This window comes from Brevibacterium sp. 1718 (assembly GCF_051131255.1).
Lineage (GTDB): Bacteria > Actinomycetota > Actinomycetes > Actinomycetales > Brevibacteriaceae > Brevibacterium > Brevibacterium sediminis.
Window position 1 is genome coordinate 829,635 of sequence record NZ_CP186550.1, and the last position, 23,840, is coordinate 853,474.

The window sequence follows — 23,840 nt, forward strand, 5'->3', positions numbered from 1 at the left end:
GTCCAGATGAAATACGATCCCTCGTCGAAGAACCGCCCCCTCGAACACTCGCCGTTCAAAGCGCTGACGGTGCCGCGCCCGATCGGCTGGCTCTCGAGCGTGAGCGCCGATGGAGTCGAGAACATCGCTCCCTACAGCCAGTGGCAGAACCTCACGTTCGATCCGCCGATGGTGATGTTCGCGGCCAACCAGTACCCCGACGGGCGCCGCAAGGACACCGTGCTCAACGCCGAGGAGACCGGCTGGTTCGTATGGAACATGGCTACGTGGGATCTGCGCGAGCAGGTGAACATCAGTGCCCAGGTGATGGACGCGCACGAATCCGAGTTCGACCAGATGGACGTCACCCGTCGCTCGGCTGATCTGTCCGCGACCCCGATGATCGCCGAGAGCCCGTTCCAGTACGAGTGCAAGTACATCTCCACCCACCGTTTGCCCGGCAAATCGAAGGTGGGCTCGATCGACATCGTCTACGCCTCGGTCGAGCGCATCCACCTCAACGATAACTATGTCACCGAGGACGGAAAGATCGATATCCTCAAAGCCAAACCGATCGCCAGGATGGGCTATTTCGACTACACGGTCGTGGCCGAGACCTTCGAGATGCGCGTGCCGGGTGCCGATGGGGACGCACAGGCAGGGCTGAGCGGAGACCCCTCCTGATAGAGACGCGAACACTGCCGACTGGCTCAGCAGGCGGAGTCGGCATTCGAACTCGTTGCGGCGCAGATGTCTGTCTCAGGACATCTGCGCCGCTCTCGTTGCATACCCGACCAGATAGTCGTTCAGATCGTAGGCGGCTTTCTCTGCAGCGTCGACGTCGTTGTTCGCGACTCCCCTGAGCATGCGCAGATGGCAGTCGGAGCTGGCTGCGATCTCCTTCTCGACATCGACGATGTTGGAGATCCAATAGCGACGCGACAAGTTCTGCAACGGAAGCAGAGATTCGATGAGATAGGTGTTCTTCGTGGCGGCCGCCAGCAGCTGATGAGTTTCGCGGACGGTTTCCGCATAGGCAGTAAAATCGGATCCGATCTGCTCAAGCTGCGCGGCCAGTGCTCGCATTTCGTTGCGCTGGTCGTCCGAGGCTCGTTTCGCAGAGAGGCGGACAGCGACGACGTCGAGCTCCCTGCGGACCTCGAGGATGCGCAGCTCGGTTTCGTACCCCAGGGACGGAACGTAGATGCCTCGGCGAGGGCGGATAGTCACCATGTGTTCGCGTGAAAGGCGCTGCAACGCTTCCCTGATGGGTGTCCTGCCCAAGCCTGTCTTGTCCACGAGCTCGGGCTCGGTGATGTAACTGCCGGCAGGAATCGACCCACTGATGATCATGTCCTCGATGACGCTGTAAGCCTGTTGGGAAAGAGTCAACTCTGGTGAACCGTTCTTCGGAATCAAGGGGTGTGTCACAGATATTACTGCACCGCGTTTCCACCGACTGGAAGAAAAGGGATCGGCAGACTCGGAAGCGTGGCCTAGAATGGCGGCATGTCCGCGGTGCGCCCCGATGATCTCGTGCGTTCCCCGTCTCCGCGGCTGCGGCCGTATGTCGGTGATTACGCCGGCTATGACATCTCGGGCGTCCCCGCGGGGACGCATCTCGGGTTGCCCTCGGGCACGTTGACCTTCATCGTCTCGATCGACGAACCATTGTGCCAGGTCGATGCGGCCACCGGCAGTAGCGAACATTTCGATGTGCTGCTCGCCGGCCTCCACCTGCGCTCGACGCTCATCGCTCACTCCGGCGCGATGTCCGGAATCCAGATCAATTTCAATCCGTCGGCCCCGCGCGCGTTCTTCGGTATCCCCGCCGCCGAGTTCGCCCATCACAGCGTCGACGTCGCTCGGATCTCCCGGCCGCTGGCCGCGGAACTGCACGAGCGGGTCAACCTCGAGACCGAATGGCCAGCCCGTTTCGCCGCCATCGACGACCTGCTCATGCGCACGATCGATGATGCGAATCGTCCCCGCGCTGAGGTGACCGCTGCCTGGCATCGGATCACTGACAGTCATGGCGGTCTGCCCGTCTCCCTCATCGCCGACGACGTCGGATGGAGCCGACGCCATCTGGGCAGTCAGTTCCGGTCCGAATACGGGATCGGGCCGAAGGATGCCGCACGAATCGTCCGCTTCGATCGAGCGCGGCGACTCATCCCCGCCGGTCGGGGCAGTTTGTCGGAGATCGCTGTGGGCTGCGGTTATGCCGATCAAGCGCACCTCAACCGGGACTTCCGGGATTTCGTCGGTCTCAGCCCGAGCCAGTGGCTGGCCGCCGATGACGTGGCCCGGTCACGGACGGTGGGAACAGATTCGGCGGGGGTCGCCTCGGCGATGGGATGAACTGTTCCCATTTGTCCAAGACGTGGAGGGAGGTGCTCCGCGACGATGGAGTTCCATCTTCGACGAACTCAGGAGTGAACATGTCCGAGAATCATGCCAACGTCTGGCCCACCTTCCGCTACCGCGATGCCAAAGCTGCGATCGCACTTCTGCAGGAGGCGCTCGGCTTCGAAATCATCGCCGAGTACACGAACGCCGACGATCCGAACCGCGTCGATCACGCCGAATTGGCCTGGCCAGAGGGCGGGGGAGTGATGCTCGGGTCCGTCCGCGATGACGGCGGGGTCATGACGAAGACCGGAGTCGCCTCGGGGTCGGTGTATCTGGCCTCCGGCAACGTCCGCGAACTCCACGCGCGTGCGCTCGCCGCCGGTGCCACCGAGGTCATGGGGCTGACCGAACAGGACTACGGGTCGCTCGACTTCGCCATCCAAGACCCCGAGGGTGTGCTGTGGTCGGTCGGGAGCTACCGTGGGGCGTCCGCGTAGGACCTGCTGTCCGGTCGTAGTCAGCTCCCGAGGACGGCGTCAGCGGCCATATTGAGCGTTTCGGACTCCAGCTGAGCCAGCGAGTCCTCAGACGGCAGAGCACGTTCGAGGGCGAGGCCATCGAGGACGGTGTTGAGGAAACGAGCCGACCGAGGGATGCTGCCGGTATCGGTCAGGGCTCCCTCGTCGGCGAGGACCTGGAGCCAGGCTTCGACCCGGCGCTGTCCGTCGCGCTGGATGGCCAAGTACGTCTCACGGACATCGTCGGTCTGTTCGGCGGAGATGAAGCTTTCGGTGACAGTGGTCATCGCTGCCCGTGATTCGGCGCCGATCCCCGTCATGGACAGAACCTGACGGAGGCATTCGACCAAGCGATCACGGGGCGGAACCGCAGTGTCGCGGATGTCTGTGCTCGGCAGATACCAGTCGTAGACACGTCGCATGACTTCATCCCGAAGCAGCTGCTGGGTGGGGAAGTGGTGCCGCAGCGAACCGGTGCTCACGCCCACTCGGGCAGCGACCGCCCGCACGCTCAACCTGGCCGTCACTCCCTCTTCGGCGATGATGTCCGCCGCGGCGGCAAGGATGCGCTCTCGGGTGTCCTTGCGTTCGGTACCACTCATGCTTCGGTCATCTCCACTTCTTGTGCTTCCGTGATCCTCTGTCACTGACCAATACACCGTGTTAGTCTACTCGTGTCCATTCCAACACGCTGTGTTGGACCTATGTCGAGTGCCGAGGGGGCACCCAGATGTTTCGACAATGGAGGCGTCGGCGAGCAATCGAGCGGATCGGGCACGGTGACGGGAGGATTCTGCCGGCGTTCCGATGGTGGCAGCTGCTCGGGCGGTCGCTGTTCCACCTCGAGCGGGTCGACGCCGAGGGCCGCCGCGTCAGCTACGCGATCGACGTGCGCCAATGGAGAACCGATGAGAACGGCTACCTCAAGGTCTTTCTCTATCGCAATGACCGGCAATATGCGGTCTCGCGTGTGCCCGCCGTCTTCCCTGTCGAAGGCGGCAATATCGAAGTCGCCGCGAGCAATTTCGGGTTGAAACGATGTCATTTCGTCTCCGCCGACGGGACCGAGGAACAGCTGCGGCCCAACGACCGATCCGCAGAGGGCCGCCGGGCACGGCTCGATGAGCATCGACCCCGCCTCAGTCGCGCCATGGGCGTCATTTCAGCTCTGGTGCTGCTGGTCGGGGTTGCGCTGCTGCTGCAGGAGATCGCCGTGCCGGTGCTGCGAATTCCGCCGATCGCAGAGCGGATCGGTCCTGTCGAGCCTCTGTTCACGATGCCTCTGTGGGTCACAATCGGCATCGGCGTCGTGACAGCGCTGGCGAGTACCGAGCGGGCGCTGCGAATGCGCTATCGCTGGTGGCTCGATGCGGCAGGGAACTGACTGTCGTGTAGGAGTAGTCCTTCAGGGCCGCGCGGTTGTGGAAAATAGGGTTTCACCAGGTGATATAAGGGTTCAATTATCTGTTGCGCGAGCCTAACGTGGGCCTCGGAGCGGTGATCGCCGCCCCAACTCATTCGAAAGGAACTCGCACCATGAAGGCGATCGTATTCGAAGACTTCAAGACCTTTCCCACGCTCAAAGACGTCGAGAAGCCCACACCAGGACCAGGTGAAGTTCTGCTCAAGGTTGCCGGAGCAGGAGCCTGCCACTCAGACGTTGCCGTGTACAACGAATTCGAAGAGGGCGGCCCCGGCGCAGTGCCGCCGCCATTCATCCTCGGACACGAGAATTCGGGCTGGGTCGAAGACCTCGGCCCCGGAGTATCTGGATTCAACAAGGGTGACGCCTCCCTCGTCTACGGCCCGATCGGCTGCGGCCGCTGCCGAGCATGTTCGCGTGGACAGGACACCTACTGTGAGAACGCCGCGACCAATCCCTACCTCGGCGTCGGGTTGGGGCGTGACGGCGGCATGGCCGAGTACGTCACGGTTCCCGCGCGCAATCTCGTCCCGCTCGGCGACGCCGACCCTGTCGCCGCAGCACCGCTCTCCGACGCGGGGCTGACTCCCTATCACGCAATCAAGCACTCGCTGCCGAATCTTGCGGGAGGCGGACGCTACGCCCTGGTCATCGGTCTCGGCGGATTGGGCCAAATCGGCGTGCAGATCCTGATGGCCCTCACCGGTGCGACGGTCATCGCCACAGATATGAAGCCTGAGCCGATGGAGAAGGCCCAAGCAGCCGGGGCCATCACCGTGGGTGGAGGAGATGACCAGGTCGAACGAATCCGTGAGATCACCGGCGGCAAGGGCGTCGATGCCGCGTTCGACTTCGTCGGTGCCGCCTCGACAGTCAAGGTCGCCGCGCAGTCAATGGCCCGCATGGGCCGCTGTACAATCGTCGGCATTGCCGGGGGTGCGTATGAATGGTCGTTCTTCACCAATCCCTACGAGGCAACGCTGACGAACACCTACTGGGGAACGATTGAGGACCTCCACGAGGTCGTCGACATGTACCGGTCAGGTCAGATCAAGCCGGAAATTGAACGCTACGGCCTCGACGACGGTCTGGAAGCCTATCGCAAGCTGCAGGCAGGTGAGCTCTCCGGTCGAGCGGTCGTCGTTCCCCACGGCAACTGACCCTCACTCCACCCGCGCGTCGACGCCTTCGGCCCAGCGATAGGGCCGGGTGGCGAGCAGGGCGCCGACCGATCGGCGCAGACGCGAGACCTCTGCGCGGACGGTGACCACGTGGTCGCCGTCCCCGTAGAGGCGCTGGCTGAGGTCGGCGGCACTGATCCCAGCTGCCCCCGCCGAGGTGACCGCCGCGAGAATCTGCGCCCGCCGTGGCGTGAGCGGAACGACCAGAGGCTCGGTGCCGGAATGGATATCCAGAACGGGCGGATCTTGCTTCGTCCGCAGAGTCACAGAAGCTCGACGATCGCCGGTGGGCCGCAGCAGCCATCCACCGGTGATCTTCTCCGGCAGGCACAGACCGGCACCGGGGATGAGGATCGAACGGTCGGCGGCCGGCACCTCGATGCGGTCGCGGCTGCGCACTCCCTGCTGATACGCCACCCATCCTGCATCATCGACGACGAGGGCCGGACCGGACGTGCCGGCGAGCATCGCCGACATCCGATCGCGGAGTGTGTTCAGGGCTTCTTGCTGAGCGATCATCAGCCGGGCCTCGGCCAGACGCACCGCCGTCGTCACCAACGACTGCACCGCAGGATGAAGAGTCATCGCCGGGCCGCTGATGTCGACAACTCCTAAGAGGGTCCCGACATGCGGGTCGTGGACGGGCACGGCGCTGCAGTACCAAGGGTGTTGAGACGCCTCAAAATGTTCGGCGGAGAAGAGCTGGACGGGTGCCTCCTCGGTCAGAGCCGTGCCGATGGCGTTCGTGCCGACCTTGGCTTCGGACCAATGCGCTCCCTCGACGAATCCGAGCTCATCGGCTTGCCGTCTGGCGGAAGCCGCACCATCTCGCCACAGAATGACTCCATCGGCATCCGTGACGACGAGGATGAACGGCGCGGCGTCGGGAGCCCGCAACAGCACTGAGCGCATCTCATCGACGACCAGTCGCAACTGGGACTTCCGGCGTCGAGTCTCCAGTTCAGCCTCATCGGCGACGATCCGCACATTCGCGCCATCCGGGTCCAGCCCCAAGCGCAGCATCCGATCCCACGAGCGCCTGACCAGCGCGCGCGGTAGCACCGGCGGCGAAGCCCCGGTGATCACAGCATCGTGAATGCGTGTCAGATCTCTGGCGAGATGCGCCAGATCCGGCTGAAGCATGCCTTGAGTATAAGACGGGAACGCACCCCTGACCATGGGGTTGAGGCGTCGGTGAGAATCCCGGCACGGCGTGGGCCATGCAATCCGATGCAACTCTTCCGAGCTGGGAGTGCCCGGCCTAGTTTGGAGTCACTGAACTCAATGAGGAGGAGTGACATGACAACGACGCTCGACCGTCCCCAGCTGACCGCCGACGACATCGCGATGCGGTGGCTGCAGGACTTCGAATCGGCGCTCAGCCGCCGGGACATCCCGGCCGCAGCCGGACTGTTCGCCACCGACAGCTATTGGAGAGACCTCGTATCCTTCACCTGGAATCTCAAAACGGTCGAAAACCCCGACGGAGTCACCGACCTGCTCACCCACAATCTCGACCGGGTCTCACCGGAGGAATTCGAACTCAGCGAACCGGCGGCAACCGCCGACGGAGTGACGGAAGCATGGTTCACCTTCACCACCTCGGTGGGGCGCGGCAAGGGACTCGTCCGCCTCATCGATGAAGACGGCATCAAGGCCTGGACCGTGCTCACCTCGCTGCAGGAGATCACCGGACACGAAGAGCCGCGCGGCACCCGCCGGGTCAAAGGAGCCGAGCACGGCGTCGATCCCGAGCGGAAGAGCTGGTCGGAGAAGCTCGCCGAGGAGGACGCCGCCTGGGGCGCGACTGCCGACCCATACATCCTCGTCGTCGGTGGCGGACAGGGCGGGATCGCCCTCGGCGCTCGCCTCCGCCAACTCGGGGTGCCGTCCCTCGTCATCGACCGGTGGGAGCGGCCGGGTGATCAGTGGCGGTCGAGGTACAAGTCGCTGTGCTTGCATGACCCGGTCTGGTACGACCACCTTCCGTACCTGAAGTTCCCAGACAATTGGCCGGTGTTCGCACCGAAGGACAAGATCGCGGACTGGCTGGAGTTCTACACGAAGGTGATGGAGATTCCGTACTGGTCATCGACCACAGCTGCCTCGGCGAAATACGACGAAACGGAAGGCCGCTGGACGGTCGAGGTCGACCGGAACGGGGAGAAAGTCACCCTGCGGCCAACCCATCTGGTGATGGCCACCGGCATGTCGGGCAAGCCGAGCATCCCCACGTTCCCGGGCTCGGACATCTTCAAAGGCGAGCAGCAGCACTCCTCGCAGCACCCCGGCCCCGACGCCTATGCGGGCAAGAAGGTCGTCGTCATCGGCAGCAACAACTCCGCCTTCGACATCTGCGGCGCTCTGTACGAGAACGGCGCCGATGTCACGATGGTGCAGCGATCGAGCACGCACATCGTCAAGAGCGATTCGCTCGTGGAGATCGCGATGGGGGACCTGTACTCCGAACGCGCGCTGGAGAACGGCGTGACGACGGAGAAGGCGGATCTCATCTTCGCGTCACTGCCGTACCGGATCATGCACGAGTTCCAGATCCCGCTCTACGACCAGATCAAGGAAGCAGATAAGGACTTCTACCAGCGCATGGAGGATGCCGGGTTCGACCTCGACTTCGGCGACGACGAGTCTGGTCTGTTCCTCAAGTATCTGCGCCGCGGTTCGGGCTACTACATCGATGTCGGATCCGCCGAGCTCGTCGCCGACGGAAAAGTGAAGCTGGCCAAAGGGCAGGTCGACCACCTCGCCGAGGATGCCGTCGTCCTCTCCGATGGGACTGAGCTGCCGGCCGACCTCGTCGTCTACGCCACCGGCTACGGTTCGATGAACGGCTGGGTCGCGGACCTCGTCGACCAGGAGACTGCAGACAAGGTCGGCAAATGCTGGGGACTGGGGTCGGAGACGACAAAGGACCCGGGCCCGTGGGAAGGCGAGCAGCGCAATATGTGGAAGCCCACCCAGCAGGAAAACCTGTGGTTCATGGGCGGCAACCTGCACCAGGCCAGGCACTACTCGCTGTACCTGGCGCTGCAGCTCAAGGCCCGGCACGAAGGCATCGAGACTCCGGTGTATGGGCTGCAGGAGGTTCATCACCTGAGCTGAGCTCGGGGTGAACCCGGCTCTTTGAGGTCGGGTGGACGCTCATAGGTGGGCGAAATGGTCACGTTCTGTTGCGGCCGTCTCAGTGTTCTAGTGCAACAGTGGGCTGGTCTCAGGCTACCTGCTCATGCAACAGATCAGCCAGGACCTCGGCCGGGGTCGCGAACCCGAGGACCTTCCGCGGCCTGCGGTTGAGCTGGTCCTGCATCGACTGAATCTGATCGTCGGTGATCGACTCATCGAAGACTGTGCCTTTCGGGTAGTAGTCCCGGATGAGTCCGTTGGAGTTCTCATTCGTCGGTCGTTGCCAGGGTGAGTGCGGGTCGCAGAAGTACACCTGGCAATCGGTGGCGACAGTGATCCGCAGATGCTCGGCCATCTCCTGGCCCTGGTCCCACGTCAGCGTTGAGAACAACGCTTCCGGCAGGGAAGCGATCATGTCCTGGACTAGTCCGGTGACGGTGACCGATTCGCGGTTGTTCGGCAGTTTCCGGATCAAGGAGAACCGGGACCGGCGTTCGAAGACGGTCACCAGGCCACCGGCGTGGGAATCGACGACGAGATCACCCTCCCAGTGGCCAGGAACAGTGCGGTCGGCAGCTTGTGAGGGACGGTCGGTCAACAAGGCACCATCGAGCCAGGGACGGTTGGACCGACGCGGCAGCTTCGACTGTGGCTTCCTTCCCGTCTGTCCCGATCGGAGGGCTTTGACCACGGCCAGCTCGTGACGCAGGGATCCGCGTCCTTGGACGTAGAGAGCTTGGTAGACCGTTTCGTGGCTCACGTGCAGGTCCTTCCGGTCAGGGTAGTCACGCCGAAGCCTACCGGCGACCTGTTCGGGCGAGCACTTGTCGTTGAGCCCGTTGATCACGTGAGCCCGCAGCCACGGATCCTCGAGACGTGTGCGACGGTGTTTCTTGCGTGCCTGTCGGGCATAGGTGCGGCCGTGGGCGCCGGCGGCACTGTAGACCGGGTGTGGGCTGATTCTGTCGTATTGGATGAGTCGGTTGCGGCGGATCTCTCGGGACACGGTTGACGGAGCAACACCGAGTTGAGTCGCGATGGTTCTCATCGACAAGGGTGGGGTTGATTGCAGGCCAGCCTGGATCGTCATTCGGTCGGCGATCGTCAGGTGGCGGTAGGCAGGTGGTCGTGGTGGTGCCGGGGCAGCAACGATGGTGGTCGGCATGGACAGTATTCTGCCGGTCCTGCCTTTGGGCAGGCCGAGTCGCCGCGCCCACCGGGTGACGGTGTTGAGGTTGATGCCGAGGTGGTCAGCGATCGCTGATCGTGGTCTGCCTTCGAGGAGGAGCCAGAAGAGTTCGTCGAGGACGTCGAAGGGCAATCGTGGACGTCTGTAGTGCGTGGTCATGGGGGTGTTCCTTCGTTCAGTGGAAACACCCGGTCTGATAGTGCTGGTCAGACCGGGTGTTGCACTAGAACTTAGAAACCGCCTGCTCGGGACGTGACCATTTCGCCCACCCAAGGCATCTAGTAGGGAAGTGCATCTGCCGGGGGAGGCGCGCAGATCGTAGGAGAAGTTGCTCTAGGGGCCCAGGCGCCCAAGCCGCCCAGGCGCGTAGGTGTCTTAAAGCCCCAAACGCGTGAGCACTCGCTTCACATGATCGAGGGCCTCATCCTGTGACAGCCCGAAGTTCTGATTGAAATACATTCCGTCGCCGATGAGCTGAATCGTCATCGCCAGATCAGCATCGCCGAGGTGGTTGTTGAGAGCGTCGAACCACGCTTCACGTGTGCGACGCAGAGCCGCCTTGGCGTCCTCGTTCTCGAGAGCGAGGCAGCCGGCGGCGATGAGGCTGCGGTCCAGGGGAGTACCGACCTCGGCGGAGGTCTCGAGGTAGTAATAGTGGAGGCGCGCGCCGGCGGCCTTCATCTCCTCGACGTCTTCGGCGACCAGCTGGTCGAGGCGTTCCAGGCTGCCCTTGATGAGCTCGGCCTTCGACCCGAAATGATAGAGCAGACCGCCTTTGGAGACTCCGGCCTTCGCAGCTACTGCGTCCAGAGTCGCTCCGGCTGTGCCGTGTTCGTCGAGGAGCGTATCGAAAGCGTCGAGCAGCTTCTCCTTGGTTGCGGTCGGATTGCGTGCCATAGCCACGAGCCTAGTCCATGGCTGTACTTACGAGACGGACGTGTGCCTGGTGTTCTGCCAGCTGGGCATGCATGAGACCGCTCGGATTTCTCGCGCGGCCGGGCCTGTATCTGTGCAGTACCTGAGCATCTCGGTTGCAGCACGCCAACCGCTTTTCAGCTGTACCGTCCAGACGGTACAGTTGATGCCATGACGACGACACTGACTCCACAGCTGCGTGCCGGCCGGCGCGAATGGGCCGGACTCGCGGTGCTCATGATCCCCGTGCTGCTGATCTCGATCGACAACACGGTCCTCGGCTTCGCGATCCCTGCCATCAGCACCGGCCTGCACCCGACGGGCACCCAGCTGCTGTGGATCGTCGATATCTACGCGCTCATGCTCGCCGGTCTGCTGGTGGCCATGGGCAGCCTCGGTGATCGGGTCGGACGTCGCAAGCTGCTCATCATCGGGTCCGTCGGCTTCGGTGCGGCCTCACTGCTCGCGGCGTTCTCCACCTCCGCCGAGATGCTCATCCTCGCCCGCGCCCTGCTCGGCATTTTCGGCGCTACCCTCATGCCATCGACACTGTCGCTCATCCGCAACATCTTCGCCCATGACAAAGACCGTCGCATCGCGATCGCCACCTGGGCCGCGATGTTCTCCGGTGGTGCCGCACTCGGGCCCATCGTCGGCGGCTTCCTGCTCGAGCACTTCCACTGGAGCTCCGTCTTCTTCATCAACCTGCCGCTCATCGCGCTCTTCATTCCCGCAGCTGCAATTCTGCTGCCCGAATCGCGCGACCCGAACCCCGGCCGCTTCGACCCGTTTTCCATCATTCTGTCGATGCTTGCTCTGGCCCCGCTCGTCTTTGCCATCAAACACAGCATGGAGTCTGGCGCCGACTTCCTCTTCTGGCTCAGCCTGTCCGTGGCTATCGTCGCCGGAGCCAGCTTCGTCCTCCGCCAGCTCGCGACTCCGAACCCGATGCTCGACGTCCGTCTGTTCGCGAACTCCGTGTTCACCTCGGCGGTGGTGTCGAACCTGTTGAGCATCATGGGACTGGCGGGGTTCCTCTACTTCGGCACCCAGCTGCTCCAGCTCGTGCTCGGACTCTCACCGATCGACGCGGCCCTTGTGCTTATCCCGGGACTCATCACCTCGGTTGCGGCCGGCTATCTGGCAGTGCCGCTCATCGCCCGCTTCGAACCGCGCGTCGTCGTGCCCTGCGCGCTCGCGCTCAACGCGGTCGGCATGGGCATCATCGCCTTCACCTCCGAACACTCCGTGATGGGAATGCTGCTAGCCTTCCTCATCCTCGGCATCGGACTCGGCACCGCCGAGGTCATCACGAACGACCTCATCCTCGCCGCGGTCCCCGCTCACAAGGCCGGAGCTGCTTCGGCGATATCGGAAACCGCGTACGAATTCGGGTCCGTCATGGGCACGACCGTCCTCGGCGGACTCTCGACCTTCATGTACGGATCCGCGCTGCAGTCGGCGATCGGGGACAAAGCGGACAGAGCACAGTTCGACACGCTCGGCTCCGCACTCGAATACGCTTCCGGGCTGAGTGGTGCAGCCGGTGAGCGAATCACCGAGGCGGCCGTGTCAGCCTTCGACTTCGGCGTACAGTGGGCCGCCGGTGCGGCCGTCGTCCTCGTCCTCATCGCCGCCGTGCTCACGAGCTTCGGTCTCAAGGGCGCCGGGCGACTCCTGCCGGGAGCTGCCACCGGTGCCAAAGCGGACCGCTGATCCAAAGCGGATGCCCTACACTCACAGGCATGAGCGCTGAGACCCGATCCCCGTACGAACGGGCGCTCGGGTCCCGGACCGCCGAACTCCACCCAGTCCTCAGGCGATACTTCGCGGTGATCCCTCCCGGCGCGGTGGGTGTCGGTGAAGGTGTCTTCGAATCGTTCGGCACCCAACGGCGGTGGCTGTGGCCCGTCCTCGCCATTGCGAAACGGTGCGGTGTGATCGTGCCGGGTCTGCACCGCGAGGTTCCTTTTCGCGTAGAGAACCGAACGGAAGACGGTGAGCAGACGGCGACGCGGACTATGAAATTCGACGACGGCGATTGGTCGATGGTCGATGCGGTGTCGTTCGTCCCGCGCGGATCCCGATCCGAGGTAGGTGGAGAAGTTCCGTGCGACTCTCAGGGCGGAGTCGTCGACGTGCTGGGGAAGCCGTCCGTCGTCGAGGCGGAGTTTGCTGTTGACGTGGTCAATGGGGGATTGCGACTGCGCAGCCGCCGAATCGCGCTACGGGCAGGTGGGTTGCGGCTGCCCATGCCGTTAGTGCTGCGACCGGTCATCGAATTGAGTGAGCGATTCGACGACACCCTCGACCGGCAGAGAGTCGAGCTCTACGTCGACCTGCCGCTGATCGGACGTGTCTACGAGTACTCCGGCACTTTCACCTACCGCATCGTGAGCGAATACCTGCGTTCGACGAGGGGCAATTGAGCGATTCGGGCAGTCGGCGACGGTCGTAAATGCCCTCGATCAAGCAGAAGCGCGGATATCGGGACGTAGACGTCTCGATATCCGCGCTTGGCCTTGAACGGCGGTTAGTTGGCTGGCGAACCGCGCTTCGCCTTGAACGACGGCTGGGCGCTGCGCTAGGCCTTGAACGACGGCCGGGATCAGCTCTGCGACGAGTTCGCCGGGGAGAGCACCTCCTGCGCCGTCTGCTTCTGCCGCTTGCGAGCCAGCACTCGGCCGATGCCGGTGTAGACAAGAGCGGCGATGAGCACGACGTAGATGACGATCGTGATCGGCGAGGACACCAGAGTCGACGCATCACCGCCGGAAGCCAGCAGAGAGTCGCGCAGGTTCGACTCGGCCAGGGGACCGAGCACCATGCCGATCATCAGCGGCGCCAACGGCACACCATAGCGTTTGAGCACGAAGCTCAGCACCCCGATGCCCAGCAGTATGAGCAGCTCGAACGTCGAGGCGGACGTCGCATAGATGCCAAGTCCGCAGAAGACCGCGATGCCGCCGTAGAGGTACGGGTCCGGGATCTTCAGCAGCTTCGCCCACAGAGGAGCGAACGGCAGGTTGATGATGAGCAGCACGATCATCGCGACGAAGAAGCTCGCCAGCAGACCCCACACGAGCTCGGGGGAGCGGTCGAAGAGCAGCGGACCGGGCTGGATGCCGTACTGGCGGAAGGCCGCGAGCATGATCGCCGCCGTTGCCGAGATCGGCAGACCCAAAGCCAACAGGGCACCCATGGCGATGCCCGTCGTCGCCGATCCGGCCGCCTCGGGGGCGGCAAGACCACGGATCGCGCCCTTGCCGAACTGCGGATCCTTCCGACGGGAATCGAGCTTGCGCTCCAGGCCGTAGGCCATGAACGTCGGAACATCGGCACCGCCGACAGGAATGACGCCGAAAGGCAGGCCGATCGCGGTTCCACGCAGCCACGCCGGCAGAGCTTCGCCGACTTCCTTGCGGGAGAGGAAAGGCCGACCAGAGGCGTTGATCGTATTGTCCTTGGTCTGACGGCGGATGCGAGAGGCGATGAAGAACACTTCGCCCAGCGCCAGCACACCCACGGTCACCGTGACGAGGGAGACTCCGTCGAAGAGCTCGGGCACGCCGAGGGTGAACCGCTCGGTACCCGAGACCGAGTCGATGCCGATGACAGTGAAGCCGATGCCCAGCACCAGGGCCGTGAGCCCCTTGAGCACCGAATCGGCCACCACCGAGGAGGTGGCGACGAAGGCAAACAGGGCAAGGGCGAAGAACTCGGCCGGGCCGAAGCTTGTTGACAGCTCCGCCAGAGCGGGAGCGACGAAGACGACGAGGCAGCAGGAGATGAACCCGCCGATGAACGCACCGATCGCGGCCGTCGCCAAAGCCTGCGGGGCCCGCCCGGCCTTGGCCATCTTGTGGCCTTCGAACGTCGAGGCGATCGCCGAGGCCTGCCCAGGGGTGTTCATGAGGATGGCCATCGTCGAGTCGCCGAAGAGCCCGCCGAAGTAGACGCCGGCGAACATGATGAACGCACCCGTGGGGTCCAGCGCAAAGGTCATCGGCAGCAGCAGGGCCACGGCCATGGACGAGCCCAGGCCCGGCAGCACGCCGACGGCGGTGCCGAGGAAGCAGCCGACGAGGACCCACAGCAGGTTCATCGGTGTCAGAGCGTGTGTGAACCCTTCGAAGAGGGACATGAGAGCGTCCATATCAGAAGCCACCTCCCAGAATTCCCGAAGGAAGGTTGAGTCCCAGCATCACCGAGAAGGCGATGTAGACCAGGGACGAGAACGTCAGTGCCAGAGTCAGGTCGAACAGCGGCTTCTTCGAGCCCATCGACCGGGCCACGCACCAGAACAGCAGAGCGGCGGCGATGATCCACCCGGCGAATTCGAGGATGAGCGCGAAGGCCGCGAAACCGCCCGCACCCCAAGCCAGAGACACGAAGTCGCTGTGCGTGCGGTGCTTCGAATCGGCCTTGCGTGCAGCGGCGAGAGCCTGACGGTCTTCTTCTGGCTCGTCTTCCTCATGAGGGGAGAGGCGAGAGGCCGCAACAGCCGAGGTGACCGGAGTCGAGAACGCCTTGTCCTCTTCGGCCGCGGCCGGCAGCTCGTCCTCGACATCGACCGGTTCCGGATTGCGGATATAGGCGATGACCAGCAGGATCGTCAGCGCGTATCCGACGAGCATGATGATCGTCGGGAAGAACTGTGGACCCGGTTTGTCCGCGTCCGGGGCGATGTCCATGGTGAGGATGCCGATGAGCAGATAGGTGGAGAATGCTCCCATGATGAGGGGGACGATGAGCCCCGACCGTCCCTGCCACCAGGTTCCCGCGCCGAGGTGGCCCGTCCTGTCCGTGTGCGTTGTCGTCTGTGCGCTCACAGTCCCAACTCCTTCAGCAGCTTCTCCACTCGGGAGGTGTCTTCTCTGACGAACTCGGCGAACTCCTCGCCGGTCTGCCACACATCGGTCCACTTGTTCCGATCGAGGGCGTCCTTCCAGGCCGCACTGTCACGAGTCTTCTGCAGGATCTCGAGGAGCTGAGCGGAGTCGTCGCCGGTGATGTCCGGTGCTCCGAGCCAGCCGCGCCAGTTCGTCAGCGTGACCTCGTATCCCTGTTCGGACATGGTCGGCACGTCGTCGAAGCCCTCGATGCGTTGCGGCGCGGCCACGCCGATGGCTTTGACGCGTCCGGCCTCGATCTGGTCGGAGACCTCGTTGAAGCCGCAGGAGGCAAAGTCGGTGGTGCCCGAGAGCAGAGTCTGGATGGCTTCACCGCCGCCGGACTTCGGGATGTAGGTGATGTCAGAGGCGGGGATCTTGCCGAGCAGCGCCAACTGAGCGATGGTCAGGTGGTCGACCGAGCCGGCCGAACCGCCCGTCCACACGAACCCTTTCGGGTCCTTCTTCCACGCGCCGATGACGTCGTCGATCGTATTGTGCGGGGAATCCGCGGCGGCGATGAGGACGTCATAGTCCTCGGCCACGCGGGCGAGCAGAGTTGTGTTGTCGAATCCGACCGGCGACTTATTCAGCGCGATTCCGCCGACCATGGCGGTGCCGGTGGCCAGGATCGTGTCCGACTGGCCGTGCATGGTCGAGAATTTGCCGAGGCCGATGGTGCCGCCGGCGCCCGGGATGTTGACGACCTGGGCATTGTTGGCGAGCCGGTCGACGCGCATGGCCTGTTGGGTCTCGCGGGCGAATCCGTCCCAGCCGCCGCCGGCGCCGGCCGGAGCGATGAGGGTGAGATTCGATGACAGGTCACCCTTCGCCGAGGCGGCCCTGACCGAGTAGGTCGTCGCCGTTCCGATCGCCGCCAAGGCGATAGCCCCGTAGGCGATGCGACCGAAGGTTCGTCGCGAGGGATGGGAGGATTCCGACACGGAATCCCCGGGAGGTGGCGCCTTTGGCACGGACTTCTCCTTTGAAGGCAGGTGTGATGTGAGACTCACCTTAGAGGTTCCTGAGTGTCGACTGCGAGGTTGTGCTCACTCTGCGCGTTCTGCTCATTGAGCGCGTTGAGTGCATTCTGCTCAGAATGAGTCGGCGACGATACATCGGTCGGGTCCCGGGGTTTCCGGGCCGGCGGCTAGGCTGACGTCATGAGCGAAACTTCCGGCACAGACTCCGCGGCCTCGACGACCGCGACCCCGGCATCGGCACCGGTGGCGAAGAAGGTCCCGTTCGAGCGCACGCACCACGGCCATACTTTCGTCGACGACTACGAATGGTTGCGTGAGAAGGAGTCGCCCGAGGTCATCGCCCACCTCGAGGCAGAGAACGCCTGGACCAGCGCGCAGACCGCTCACCTCGAGGGGCTGCAGAACTCGATCTTCACCGAGATCAAGACGCGCATCAAAGAGACCGATATGTCCGTGCCCAACCGGCGCGGGAACTATTGGTACTTCTCCCGCACGAAGGCCGGACTCGACTACGGAATCAGCGTCCGAATCCCCGTCTCGGGCCCCGACGACTGGACCCCGCCGGAGGTCGGCGAAGAGCCTCTGCCCGGCGAAGAGGTCATCTTCGACTCGAACGTCGCCGCAGACGGTCAGGAGTTCTTCTCCCTCGGCTCCTTCTCACTCTCCGACGACGGCAGTCGGCTTCTCTACGGTGTCGACACCACTGGCGACGAACGCTATACCCTCCGACTTCGCGATCTGGCCACGGGGGACGACCTCGCCGACACGGTCGACGGCACCTTCGCAGGAGCCTCCCTCGATCCGAGCGGCCGCTTCGTCTTCTACACCACCGTCGACGACGCCTGGCGACCGGAGAAGGTGTGGCGCCACGTCGTCGGCACCGACAGCAGCGACGACGTGTGCATCTTCCATGAACCCGATGAGCGCTTCTTCGTCGGATCGGGCTTCTCGCGTTCGGGCCGAATGATGTTCGTCGTCACCGGATCGAAGACGACTACCGGATACTGGAGCATCAGCGTCGACGACCTCGAAGCCGAACCGCAGGAGATCTGGCCCCGCGTCGACGGCGTCGAATACAACGTCGAGCACGCCGTCATCGGCGGTGAGGACCGCTTCCTCATCACCCACAACCGCAATCGTGCCGACTTCGAACTCGTCGATGTTCCGGCCGCCGATCCGACCGCCACGGGCCGTCCGGTGCTTGATGACATCGACGACCTGCGCATCGAAGACGTCGACGCCTTCGCCGACTTCATCGTGCTCAGCTACCGTCGCGGCGGCTTTGCGCGCGTCGGCATCATCCGCTTGGGCGATTCCTCCTCTCCGTTCGGACCGCTGCAGGAGCTGCCCTTCGGCCGGGAGACCGGGTCACTCTACGTGGGCAACAACCCGGAGTTTGTGCAGACGAGCATCCGACTGCATTTCACCTCCATGTCGACGCCCGCCGTGATCTATTCACACAGCGTCGCAGACGGCGCTGACACGGTTCTCAAGCGTCAGCCCGTTCTCGGTTCCGTCGACCTGAACGCCTATACCGAAACCCTGCTGTGGGCGACAGCTGAAGACGGCACCGATATCCCGATCTCGGTCGTCTTCCGCAAGGACCTGCACCGTACCGACGGCCACGGCGGTCCCGCCTCGGCGAATACGGGCACAGGCGACGGTGGGGACACAGCGAGCGGAGCCGCCTCGGCGAAAGTCGAGCCGACACCGCTGCTCCTCTACGGATACGGGTCCTACGAAGCGAGCATGGACCCGTACTTCTCGGTCTCCCGGCTGTCCCTGCTCGACCGCGGCGTCGTCTTCGCCATCGCCCATGTGCGCGGCGGCGGCGAAATGGGCCGACGCTGGTACGACCAGGGCAAGACCACGGCGAAGAAGAACACCTTCACCGATTTCATCGACGTCGCCCGCCACCTCATCGACACCGGGTGGACGAGCCCGGACCGGCTCGTCGCCAGCGGCGGATCGGCCGGCGGTCTGCTCATGGGCGCGATCGCGAACATGGCACCCGAGCTCTTCGCCGGAATCAGCGCCGAAGTGCCGTTCGTCGACGCCCTGACATCGATCCTCATGCCCGAGCTGCCGCTGACCGTCATCGAATGGGAGGAGTGGGGAGACCCGCTCCATGATCCGCAAGTGTATGAGTACATGCGCTCGTACTCTCCCTACGAAAACATCACCGAGGCGGCCTACCCGCAGATCTTGGCCGTGACCTCGCTCAACGACACCCGAGTCCTCTACGTCGAACCCGCGAAATGGGTCGCCCGACTCCGTGAAGTCGGCGCGAACGCCCTGCTCAAGACCGAAATGGTCGCCGGGCACGGCGGAGCATCGGGGCGCTATGACGCGTGGAAGGAGATCGCGTTCGAGTACGCGTGGATCCTCGATGTGCTGGGACGATCGGATGTCGAAATAGAGCCCTGAGGGGACGACTGTCGCCGCAGATAACGATACTGGGACGATTGTCTCCAAAACCCGGATTCGGCACCCGGCGTCAGTGCCGGGCCATACAGTGGATATCATCACATTCGACGTGATGCGCGCCATGATCTCAGAACGGTCTGAGTGACGGCGGCGCATCATTCATCTGCATTGCCGTGACTACTCCTTGCGTGCGAGGAGCGGCGGTGTCGAATGCAGAATTCGTGACGGATCCGCACCGGCGGACCGAAATTCCGAAAGGGAGAAGAATGCGTCTCAGGAAAGTGGCCACAGCGATGGTGGCAGTCGGTTCGATTCTTGCGGTTTCGGCCTGCGGAGGCGGCGAAGGCGGTGGCGGTGGCGGCGAGGGCGATTCGTACTCCATCGGCGTCTCTCAGCTCGTACAGCACCCGGCGCTCGACGCTGCGACCGAAGGCTTCAAGAAGTCGTTCGAAGATGCCGGCGTCGACGTCGAATGGGACGTGCAGAACGCCCAGGGCGAACAGGCCAACGCGACCTCGATCGCCCAGCAGTTCGCCAACGACGGCCTCGACCTCGTGCTCGCCGTCGCCACCCCGGCCGCTCAGGCCGCAGCCCAGGCGATCACCGACAAGCCCGTGCTCTTCACCGCCGTCACCGACGCCGAAGAGGCCGGCCTCGTCGACAGCAACGACAAGCCAGGCGGAAACGTCACCGGCACCTCCGACCTCAACCCGGTCGAAGAGCAGCTCAAGCTGGTCAAGGACGTCAAGCCCGATGCGAAGACCGTCGGCATCGTCTACAGCTCCGGTGAGGTCAACTCGCAGGTTCAGGTCGATCTCGCGAAGAAGGCCGCCAAGGGCCTCGACGTGACGATCAAGGAAGCGACGATCGCGAACTCGGGTGAGCTCGCTCAGGCCGTGGATTCGCTCGGCAAGGTCGACGCCTACTATGTGCCCACCGACAACAACGTCGTCTCGGCAGTGTCGACCATGGTCCAGGCAGCAGAGAAGAACAAGGCTCTGCTCGTCGGGTCGGAAGCCGGCCAGGTCGAATCCGGTGCGGCGATCACCCGCGGCATCGACTACACGAAGCTCGGCGAACAGACCGGCGAAATGGCTCTGCAGATCCTCCAGGACGGAAAGAAGCCCGCCGAGATGCCCGTCGAGACCAGCTCGAACCTCGAACTCGTCGTCAACCCGAAGGCCGCCAAGGCCCAAGGCGTCGAGATTCCGAAGAAGCTCGTCGACGAGGCCGACAAGGTCATCGAGTGATCGGAACCTGCTTCACCCCGTGACCCGGTGCCCGGAGTCATCGACTCCCCGACGGCACCGACGTCACCGGCCCCGAGGCCGTCGGCACTGAAACCGACGGCCTCGGGGCCACCACGAACCACACACCAGAAATGAACGGAAACCCATGTTCGGAGCATTGGAGCTCGGGCTCATCTACGGCGCGATGGCGCTCGGGGTCTATCTGACCTTCAAGGTCCTCAACTTCCCCGACCTCACCGTCGACGGAAGCTTCACCACGGGCGGTGCCACCGCAGCCTCCCTCATCATCGCCGGGGTCAACCCCTTCCTGGCCACTGCCGCGGCGATCGGCGCCGGACTCATCGCCGGCTACATCACCGGTCTGCTCCACACGAAAGGCGGAATCGACGGACTGCTCGCCGGAATCCTCACGATGATCGGCCTGTGGTCGATCAACCTGCGGATCATGGGGAAGGCGAACCTGCCGCTCCTGCGAGAAGACACCGTGTTCACCCCGCTGCGGGAGAACATGCTCATGGGCACCTGGGCATCGATCGCGATCCTGCTCGTCTTCGCCCTCATCCTCAAGTTCGCCATCGACTGGTTCCTCACCACCGACCTCGGGCTCGCCATCCAGGCCACCGGAAACAACAAAGAGATGATCCGCAGCCTCGGCGTCAACACCGACAACTCGACGATGCTCACCCTGGCACTGTCGAACGGCTTCGTCGCACTCTGCGGTGCACTCGTCGCCCAGTACCAGGGGTTCTCCGACATCAGCATGGGCATCGGCCTCATCCTCGTCGGACTCGCCTCGGTGATCCTCGGCCAGGCCGTCTTCGGCAGCCGCAACATCTTCATGGCCAGCCTCGGCGCGCTCCTCGGATCGGTCGTCTACCGGCTGATCATCTTCCTCGCCCTGCGCGCGGGCCTGGATACGAACGATATGAAGCTGACGACCGCGCTGCTCGTCGTCATCGCACTGCTGCTGCCCAGATGGGGATTCCTCAAACGGATCCCCTCACTGCGCGGACGCGGAAACCGGGCGGCCGCCTCGGTGCCGGCCGGAACGACCGATATGAAGGACCCCGCAGAGATCGCCGACATCCCCGCCGGTGCGACCGGCGCCCGAACCGGGAAGGAGATCTGAGACCAATGCTCAAGATCGACAACATCTCCAAGACCTTCTTCCCGGGCACCGTCAACGAACGCAAGGCGCTGCAAGGACTCTCGCTCGAACTCGACGAATCCGACTTCGTCACCGTCATCGGCTCCAACGGAGCCGGAAAATCGACACTGCTCAACACCATCTCCGGCCGTCTGCCCATCGACTCCGGTTCGATCACCATCGACGGCGCCGAGGTGTCGCGGATGCCCGAATACAAACGGGCGAGATACCTGGGCCGCGTCTTCCAGGATCCGATGGCCGGCACCGCTCCGGACCTCACGATCGAGCAGAACCTCTCGCTCGCGCTCAGACGCGGAAAGCCGCGTGGGCTGGGGCGGGGGACCACCTCGGAGCGACGCGAGCACTTCAAGGAGGAGCTCGCCACTCTCGAACTCGGACTGGAGAACCGGCTGAAGACGAAGGTCGGGCTGCTCTCCGGCGGTCAGCGGCAGGCGCTCAGCCTGCTCATGGCCGGATTCACCCAGCCGCGGATCCTGCTGCTCGACGAGCACACCGCCGCCCTCGACCCGCAGCGCGCAGCCCTGGTATCAGCTCTGACGAAGAAGATCGTCGAGGCCGACGGGCTGACCACGCTCATGGTCACCCACAATATGGAGCAGGCCATCGCGCTGGGCAACCGGCTGATCATGATGCACGAGGGACGGATCATCTACCAGGCCTCGGCCGAGGAGAAGAAGGACCTGACCGTCGAGACGCTGCTCGGCGAATTCTCGAAACTCAAGGGAGCGACCCTGGGCGACCGGGCACTGCTGAACTGAACCGAGACTTCGCCAGAAGCCAGGCGATGGCTTGCAGGCAGGCCGACAGTCTGCAGACCGGATGAGAGGGCGGTTCGCACCGACAGGGTGCGGACCGCCCTCTCTTCCGCGCTGGCGTACTTTACCAACCGGTTGGTAAAGTCGAGGCATGGCGAATGATGGACGGATGCGGATTCTCGAAGCGGCGAAGGCTCTGGCCGAATCGCATGATTCGGTGCAGGGGGTGACGATCTCGCTGGAGTCGGTCGCGCAGCAGGCGGGTCTGACGAAGCCGGGCCTGATGTATCACTTCCCGTCTAAGGAAGCGCTCATGCTCGGGCTCGTCGACCATGCCGCAGAAGACTGGGCACGGCGACTGCGCGAGCACACCGGGCGCCCGAGTCAGGAGCTGTCGAGCTTCGAGCGGCACCGTGCCTATGTCACAGTGGCCACCACTGCCGAGGTCTCCCGCGCCGACTATTGGATCTTCTCCGATGCGCTCTACCACCCGAAGCTGTCGCGGGCATGGAGCGAGCACCTCGGTCCGTGGTTCGGCACCACCGGACTCGACGATCGTGCGGTATCTCTGCTGACCGCGGCTCGATTCTGCGCCGACGGTGCGTGGATGTCAGAGGCGACAGGAGTCTTCCCCTCCGAGGACCTCGCCGCCGTGCGCGAGCACGCCCTCGCTCTCATCGACGCCGCAGAGACCTCAACCGATACCGCCGAGGGTGCATGCGACAACACCGAACCGGAGGTGAGCGAATGAATGCGAAACGTCTGCTGCTGCTCGTCATGGCCATCCTCGCCGAGGTGGCCGCCACCCTGATGCTGCGCGCCTCGGTTGCCGATCCGAGGTGGATCCCCGGAGTCGTCGTCCTCTACGCCACAGCCTTCTTCATCCTCGGGCTCACCCAGCGGCTGGGCATGCCGCTCGGAGCCGTCTACGCCACCTGGTCGGCCAGCGGAGTCGCCCTCGTCGCCGTGCTCGGCGTCGTGTTCTTCGGTGAGCTCCTGAGCATCGGCGCCATCATCGGCATCGCCCTCATCATCATCGGGGTCATCCTCGTCGAATCCGGCACTCCCGAGGAATCCGAGACCGTCGACGCGGAGGTGACCGAATGAGCTGGATGTGGTTGGCCCTGTCGATCCTCAGCGAAGTCGCCGGCACCTTGTGCCTGCGCGCCAGCGCCGGACTGCAGCGCAAGATCTGGTTCGTCCCGGTGGCGATCAGCTACACCGCGGCCTTCTTCTTCCTCAGCCGCACCCTCGCCGAGGGCATGCCGCTCGGCGTCGCCTACGGCCTCTGGGCGGCGTGCGGAGTCGCACTGGTCTGTCTGCTCTCTCGAGTGATCTGGAAGGATCCGCTGACGCGGAAGGCGCTCCTCGGGATCGGCTTCATCACCGTCGGCGTCATTCTCGTCGAAATCGGCTGACCCGGTCTTTGCTGGGAATTTATTGTGAAGCCGCAAGGAAGCTGTTATCGTCCGAAGTTATGGCCCCTCTTCGATTCGACGACCTCCGCCGCTGGGGATGGTCGACCCCGAATCGAGAGCGCCCGAGCTGCGGCTTCGCCAATGATTCCTGGGAGCCCGTGGCCGTCGGCTGGTGGGGCGGAGAGCCCTAGTCACTGATCGCCGATCCGCAGACCATCTGCCCGATCGACGGCCGCCGACCGGTCGCAT

24 protein-coding genes are annotated in these 23,840 nt (G+C 64.0%); 16 read left to right on the plus strand and 8 right to left on the minus strand.

Annotated elements, in window-relative coordinates:
- Positions 1-6: 6 nt before the first annotated feature.
- Positions 7-663: a flavin reductase family protein gene (locus tag ACOZ9V_RS03545; protein WP_434593705.1), complete on the plus strand. Its 657-nt coding sequence runs from the start codon at positions 7-9 to the stop codon at positions 661-663.
- Positions 664-738: 75 nt separating this feature from the next.
- Here ACOZ9V_RS03545 and ACOZ9V_RS03550 read toward each other — a convergent pair whose 3' ends face one another.
- Entirely contained in the window at positions 739-1,371 is a 633-nt protein-coding gene (locus ACOZ9V_RS03550; RefSeq protein WP_434593708.1) for a GntR family transcriptional regulator, read from the minus strand.
- A 117-nt stretch (positions 1,372-1,488) separates the two neighbouring features.
- On the opposite strand from ACOZ9V_RS03550, the gene ACOZ9V_RS03555 reads away from it, so the two are divergent.
- Both ACOZ9V_RS03555 and ACOZ9V_RS03560 read left to right on the plus strand, forming a co-directional pair.
- On the plus strand, positions 1,489-2,340 hold the full coding sequence (locus ACOZ9V_RS03555) for a helix-turn-helix domain-containing protein (RefSeq protein ID WP_434593711.1): 852 nt from the start codon (positions 1,489-1,491) through the stop codon (positions 2,338-2,340).
- 80 nt (positions 2,341-2,420) lie between these two features.
- Complete coding sequence (locus ACOZ9V_RS03560) at positions 2,421-2,828, plus strand: VOC family protein (RefSeq protein ID WP_434593713.1); 408 nt, start codon at positions 2,421-2,423, stop codon at positions 2,826-2,828.
- A 20-nt stretch (positions 2,829-2,848) separates the two neighbouring features.
- Here ACOZ9V_RS03560 and ACOZ9V_RS03565 read toward each other — a convergent pair whose 3' ends face one another.
- Entirely contained in the window at positions 2,849-3,451 is a 603-nt protein-coding gene (locus ACOZ9V_RS03565) for a TetR/AcrR family transcriptional regulator (protein ID WP_181271989.1), read from the minus strand.
- A gap of 128 nt (positions 3,452-3,579) precedes the next feature.
- Here ACOZ9V_RS03565 and ACOZ9V_RS03570 point away from each other — a divergent pair, with 128 nt between their 5' ends.
- Both ACOZ9V_RS03570 and ACOZ9V_RS03575 read left to right on the plus strand, forming a co-directional pair.
- Positions 3,580-4,233, plus strand: a complete 654-nt coding sequence (locus ACOZ9V_RS03570; protein WP_181271990.1) for a hypothetical protein — start codon at positions 3,580-3,582, stop codon at positions 4,231-4,233.
- 152 nt (positions 4,234-4,385) lie between these two features.
- Positions 4,386-5,432, plus strand: a complete 1,047-nt coding sequence (locus ACOZ9V_RS03575) for an NAD(P)-dependent alcohol dehydrogenase (RefSeq protein WP_434593716.1) — start codon at positions 4,386-4,388, stop codon at positions 5,430-5,432.
- A 3-nt stretch (positions 5,433-5,435) separates the two neighbouring features.
- Here ACOZ9V_RS03575 and ACOZ9V_RS03580 read toward each other — a convergent pair whose 3' ends face one another.
- Positions 5,436-6,596: a GAF domain-containing protein gene (locus tag ACOZ9V_RS03580; RefSeq protein WP_434593719.1), complete on the minus strand. Its 1,161-nt coding sequence runs from the start codon at positions 6,594-6,596 to the stop codon at positions 5,436-5,438.
- Positions 6,597-6,752: 156 nt separating this feature from the next.
- Here ACOZ9V_RS03580 and ACOZ9V_RS03585 point away from each other — a divergent pair, with 156 nt between their 5' ends.
- Positions 6,753-8,573, plus strand: coding sequence for a flavin-containing monooxygenase (locus ACOZ9V_RS03585; protein ID WP_434593722.1), 1,821 nt, complete (start codon positions 6,753-6,755; stop codon positions 8,571-8,573).
- Between the two features lie 109 nt (positions 8,574-8,682).
- Here ACOZ9V_RS03585 and ACOZ9V_RS03590 read toward each other — a convergent pair whose 3' ends face one another.
- Both ACOZ9V_RS03590 and ACOZ9V_RS03595 read right to left on the minus strand, forming a co-directional pair.
- A complete protein-coding gene (locus ACOZ9V_RS03590) occupies positions 8,683-9,942 on the minus strand; it encodes an IS30 family transposase (RefSeq protein ID WP_434593725.1) in 1,260 nt (419 codons plus the stop codon).
- A gap of 216 nt (positions 9,943-10,158) precedes the next feature.
- Complete coding sequence (locus ACOZ9V_RS03595) at positions 10,159-10,680, minus strand: TetR/AcrR family transcriptional regulator (protein WP_139469905.1); 522 nt, start codon at positions 10,678-10,680, stop codon at positions 10,159-10,161.
- Between the two features lie 189 nt (positions 10,681-10,869).
- Here ACOZ9V_RS03595 and ACOZ9V_RS03600 point away from each other — a divergent pair, with 189 nt between their 5' ends.
- Both ACOZ9V_RS03600 and ACOZ9V_RS03605 read left to right on the plus strand, forming a co-directional pair.
- Positions 10,870-12,414: an MFS transporter gene (locus tag ACOZ9V_RS03600; protein ID WP_181272517.1), complete on the plus strand. Its 1,545-nt coding sequence runs from the start codon at positions 10,870-10,872 to the stop codon at positions 12,412-12,414.
- A gap of 29 nt (positions 12,415-12,443) precedes the next feature.
- Positions 12,444-13,127 carry a DUF4166 domain-containing protein gene (locus ACOZ9V_RS03605; RefSeq protein WP_181272518.1) on the plus strand — a complete coding sequence of 228 codons (684 nt, stop codon included), beginning with the start codon at positions 12,444-12,446 and terminating at the stop codon, positions 13,125-13,127.
- A gap of 179 nt (positions 13,128-13,306) precedes the next feature.
- Here ACOZ9V_RS03605 and ACOZ9V_RS03610 read toward each other — a convergent pair whose 3' ends face one another.
- From ACOZ9V_RS03610 to ACOZ9V_RS03620, 3 genes are read right to left on the minus strand one after another with little or no spacing between them, the layout of a single operon-like run.
- Positions 13,307-14,854 carry a tripartite tricarboxylate transporter permease gene (locus ACOZ9V_RS03610; RefSeq protein WP_181272519.1) on the minus strand — a complete coding sequence of 516 codons (1,548 nt, stop codon included), beginning with the start codon at positions 14,852-14,854 and terminating at the stop codon, positions 13,307-13,309.
- A 1-nt stretch (position 14,855) separates the two neighbouring features.
- Positions 14,856-15,530, minus strand: a complete 675-nt coding sequence (locus ACOZ9V_RS03615; RefSeq protein WP_434593730.1) for a tripartite tricarboxylate transporter TctB family protein — start codon at positions 15,528-15,530, stop codon at positions 14,856-14,858.
- Positions 15,527-16,564: a Bug family tripartite tricarboxylate transporter substrate binding protein gene (locus tag ACOZ9V_RS03620; RefSeq protein WP_434593733.1), complete on the minus strand. Its 1,038-nt coding sequence runs from the start codon at positions 16,562-16,564 to the stop codon at positions 15,527-15,529. The genes ACOZ9V_RS03615 and ACOZ9V_RS03620 overlap by 4 nt, the downstream gene beginning before the upstream one ends.
- A gap of 189 nt (positions 16,565-16,753) precedes the next feature.
- Here ACOZ9V_RS03620 and ACOZ9V_RS03625 point away from each other — a divergent pair, with 189 nt between their 5' ends.
- The 8 genes from ACOZ9V_RS03625 (at position 16,754) to ACOZ9V_RS03660 (ending at position 23,782) form a co-directional block, all read left to right on the plus strand.
- Positions 16,754-19,000, plus strand: a complete 2,247-nt coding sequence (locus ACOZ9V_RS03625) for a S9 family peptidase (protein WP_434593735.1) — start codon at positions 16,754-16,756, stop codon at positions 18,998-19,000.
- A gap of 266 nt (positions 19,001-19,266) precedes the next feature.
- Positions 19,267-20,250: an ABC transporter substrate-binding protein gene (locus tag ACOZ9V_RS03630; protein ID WP_434593738.1), complete on the plus strand. Its 984-nt coding sequence runs from the start codon at positions 19,267-19,269 to the stop codon at positions 20,248-20,250.
- A 145-nt stretch (positions 20,251-20,395) separates the two neighbouring features.
- Positions 20,396-21,379 (plus strand): ABC transporter permease, encoded by a 984-nt coding sequence (locus tag ACOZ9V_RS03635; protein WP_434593741.1) that lies wholly within the window; start codon positions 20,396-20,398, stop codon positions 21,377-21,379.
- A gap of 5 nt (positions 21,380-21,384) precedes the next feature.
- Positions 21,385-22,176 (plus strand): ABC transporter ATP-binding protein, encoded by a 792-nt coding sequence (locus tag ACOZ9V_RS03640; RefSeq protein ID WP_172175025.1) that lies wholly within the window; start codon positions 21,385-21,387, stop codon positions 22,174-22,176.
- A 148-nt stretch (positions 22,177-22,324) separates the two neighbouring features.
- A complete protein-coding gene (locus ACOZ9V_RS03645; protein WP_434593744.1) occupies positions 22,325-22,924 on the plus strand; it encodes a TetR/AcrR family transcriptional regulator in 600 nt (199 codons plus the stop codon).
- Positions 22,921-23,280 carry a DMT family transporter gene (locus ACOZ9V_RS03650; protein ID WP_172175031.1) on the plus strand — a complete coding sequence of 120 codons (360 nt, stop codon included), beginning with the start codon at positions 22,921-22,923 and terminating at the stop codon, positions 23,278-23,280. Before ACOZ9V_RS03645 ends, ACOZ9V_RS03650 begins: the two co-directional genes overlap by 4 nt.
- On the plus strand, positions 23,277-23,591 hold the full coding sequence (locus ACOZ9V_RS03655; protein WP_259358748.1) for a DMT family transporter: 315 nt from the start codon (positions 23,277-23,279) through the stop codon (positions 23,589-23,591). The genes ACOZ9V_RS03650 and ACOZ9V_RS03655 overlap by 4 nt, the downstream gene beginning before the upstream one ends.
- Positions 23,592-23,650: 59 nt before the next feature.
- Complete coding sequence (locus ACOZ9V_RS03660) at positions 23,651-23,782, plus strand: hypothetical protein (RefSeq protein ID WP_434593748.1); 132 nt, start codon at positions 23,651-23,653, stop codon at positions 23,780-23,782.
- Positions 23,783-23,840: the final 58 nt, after the last annotated feature.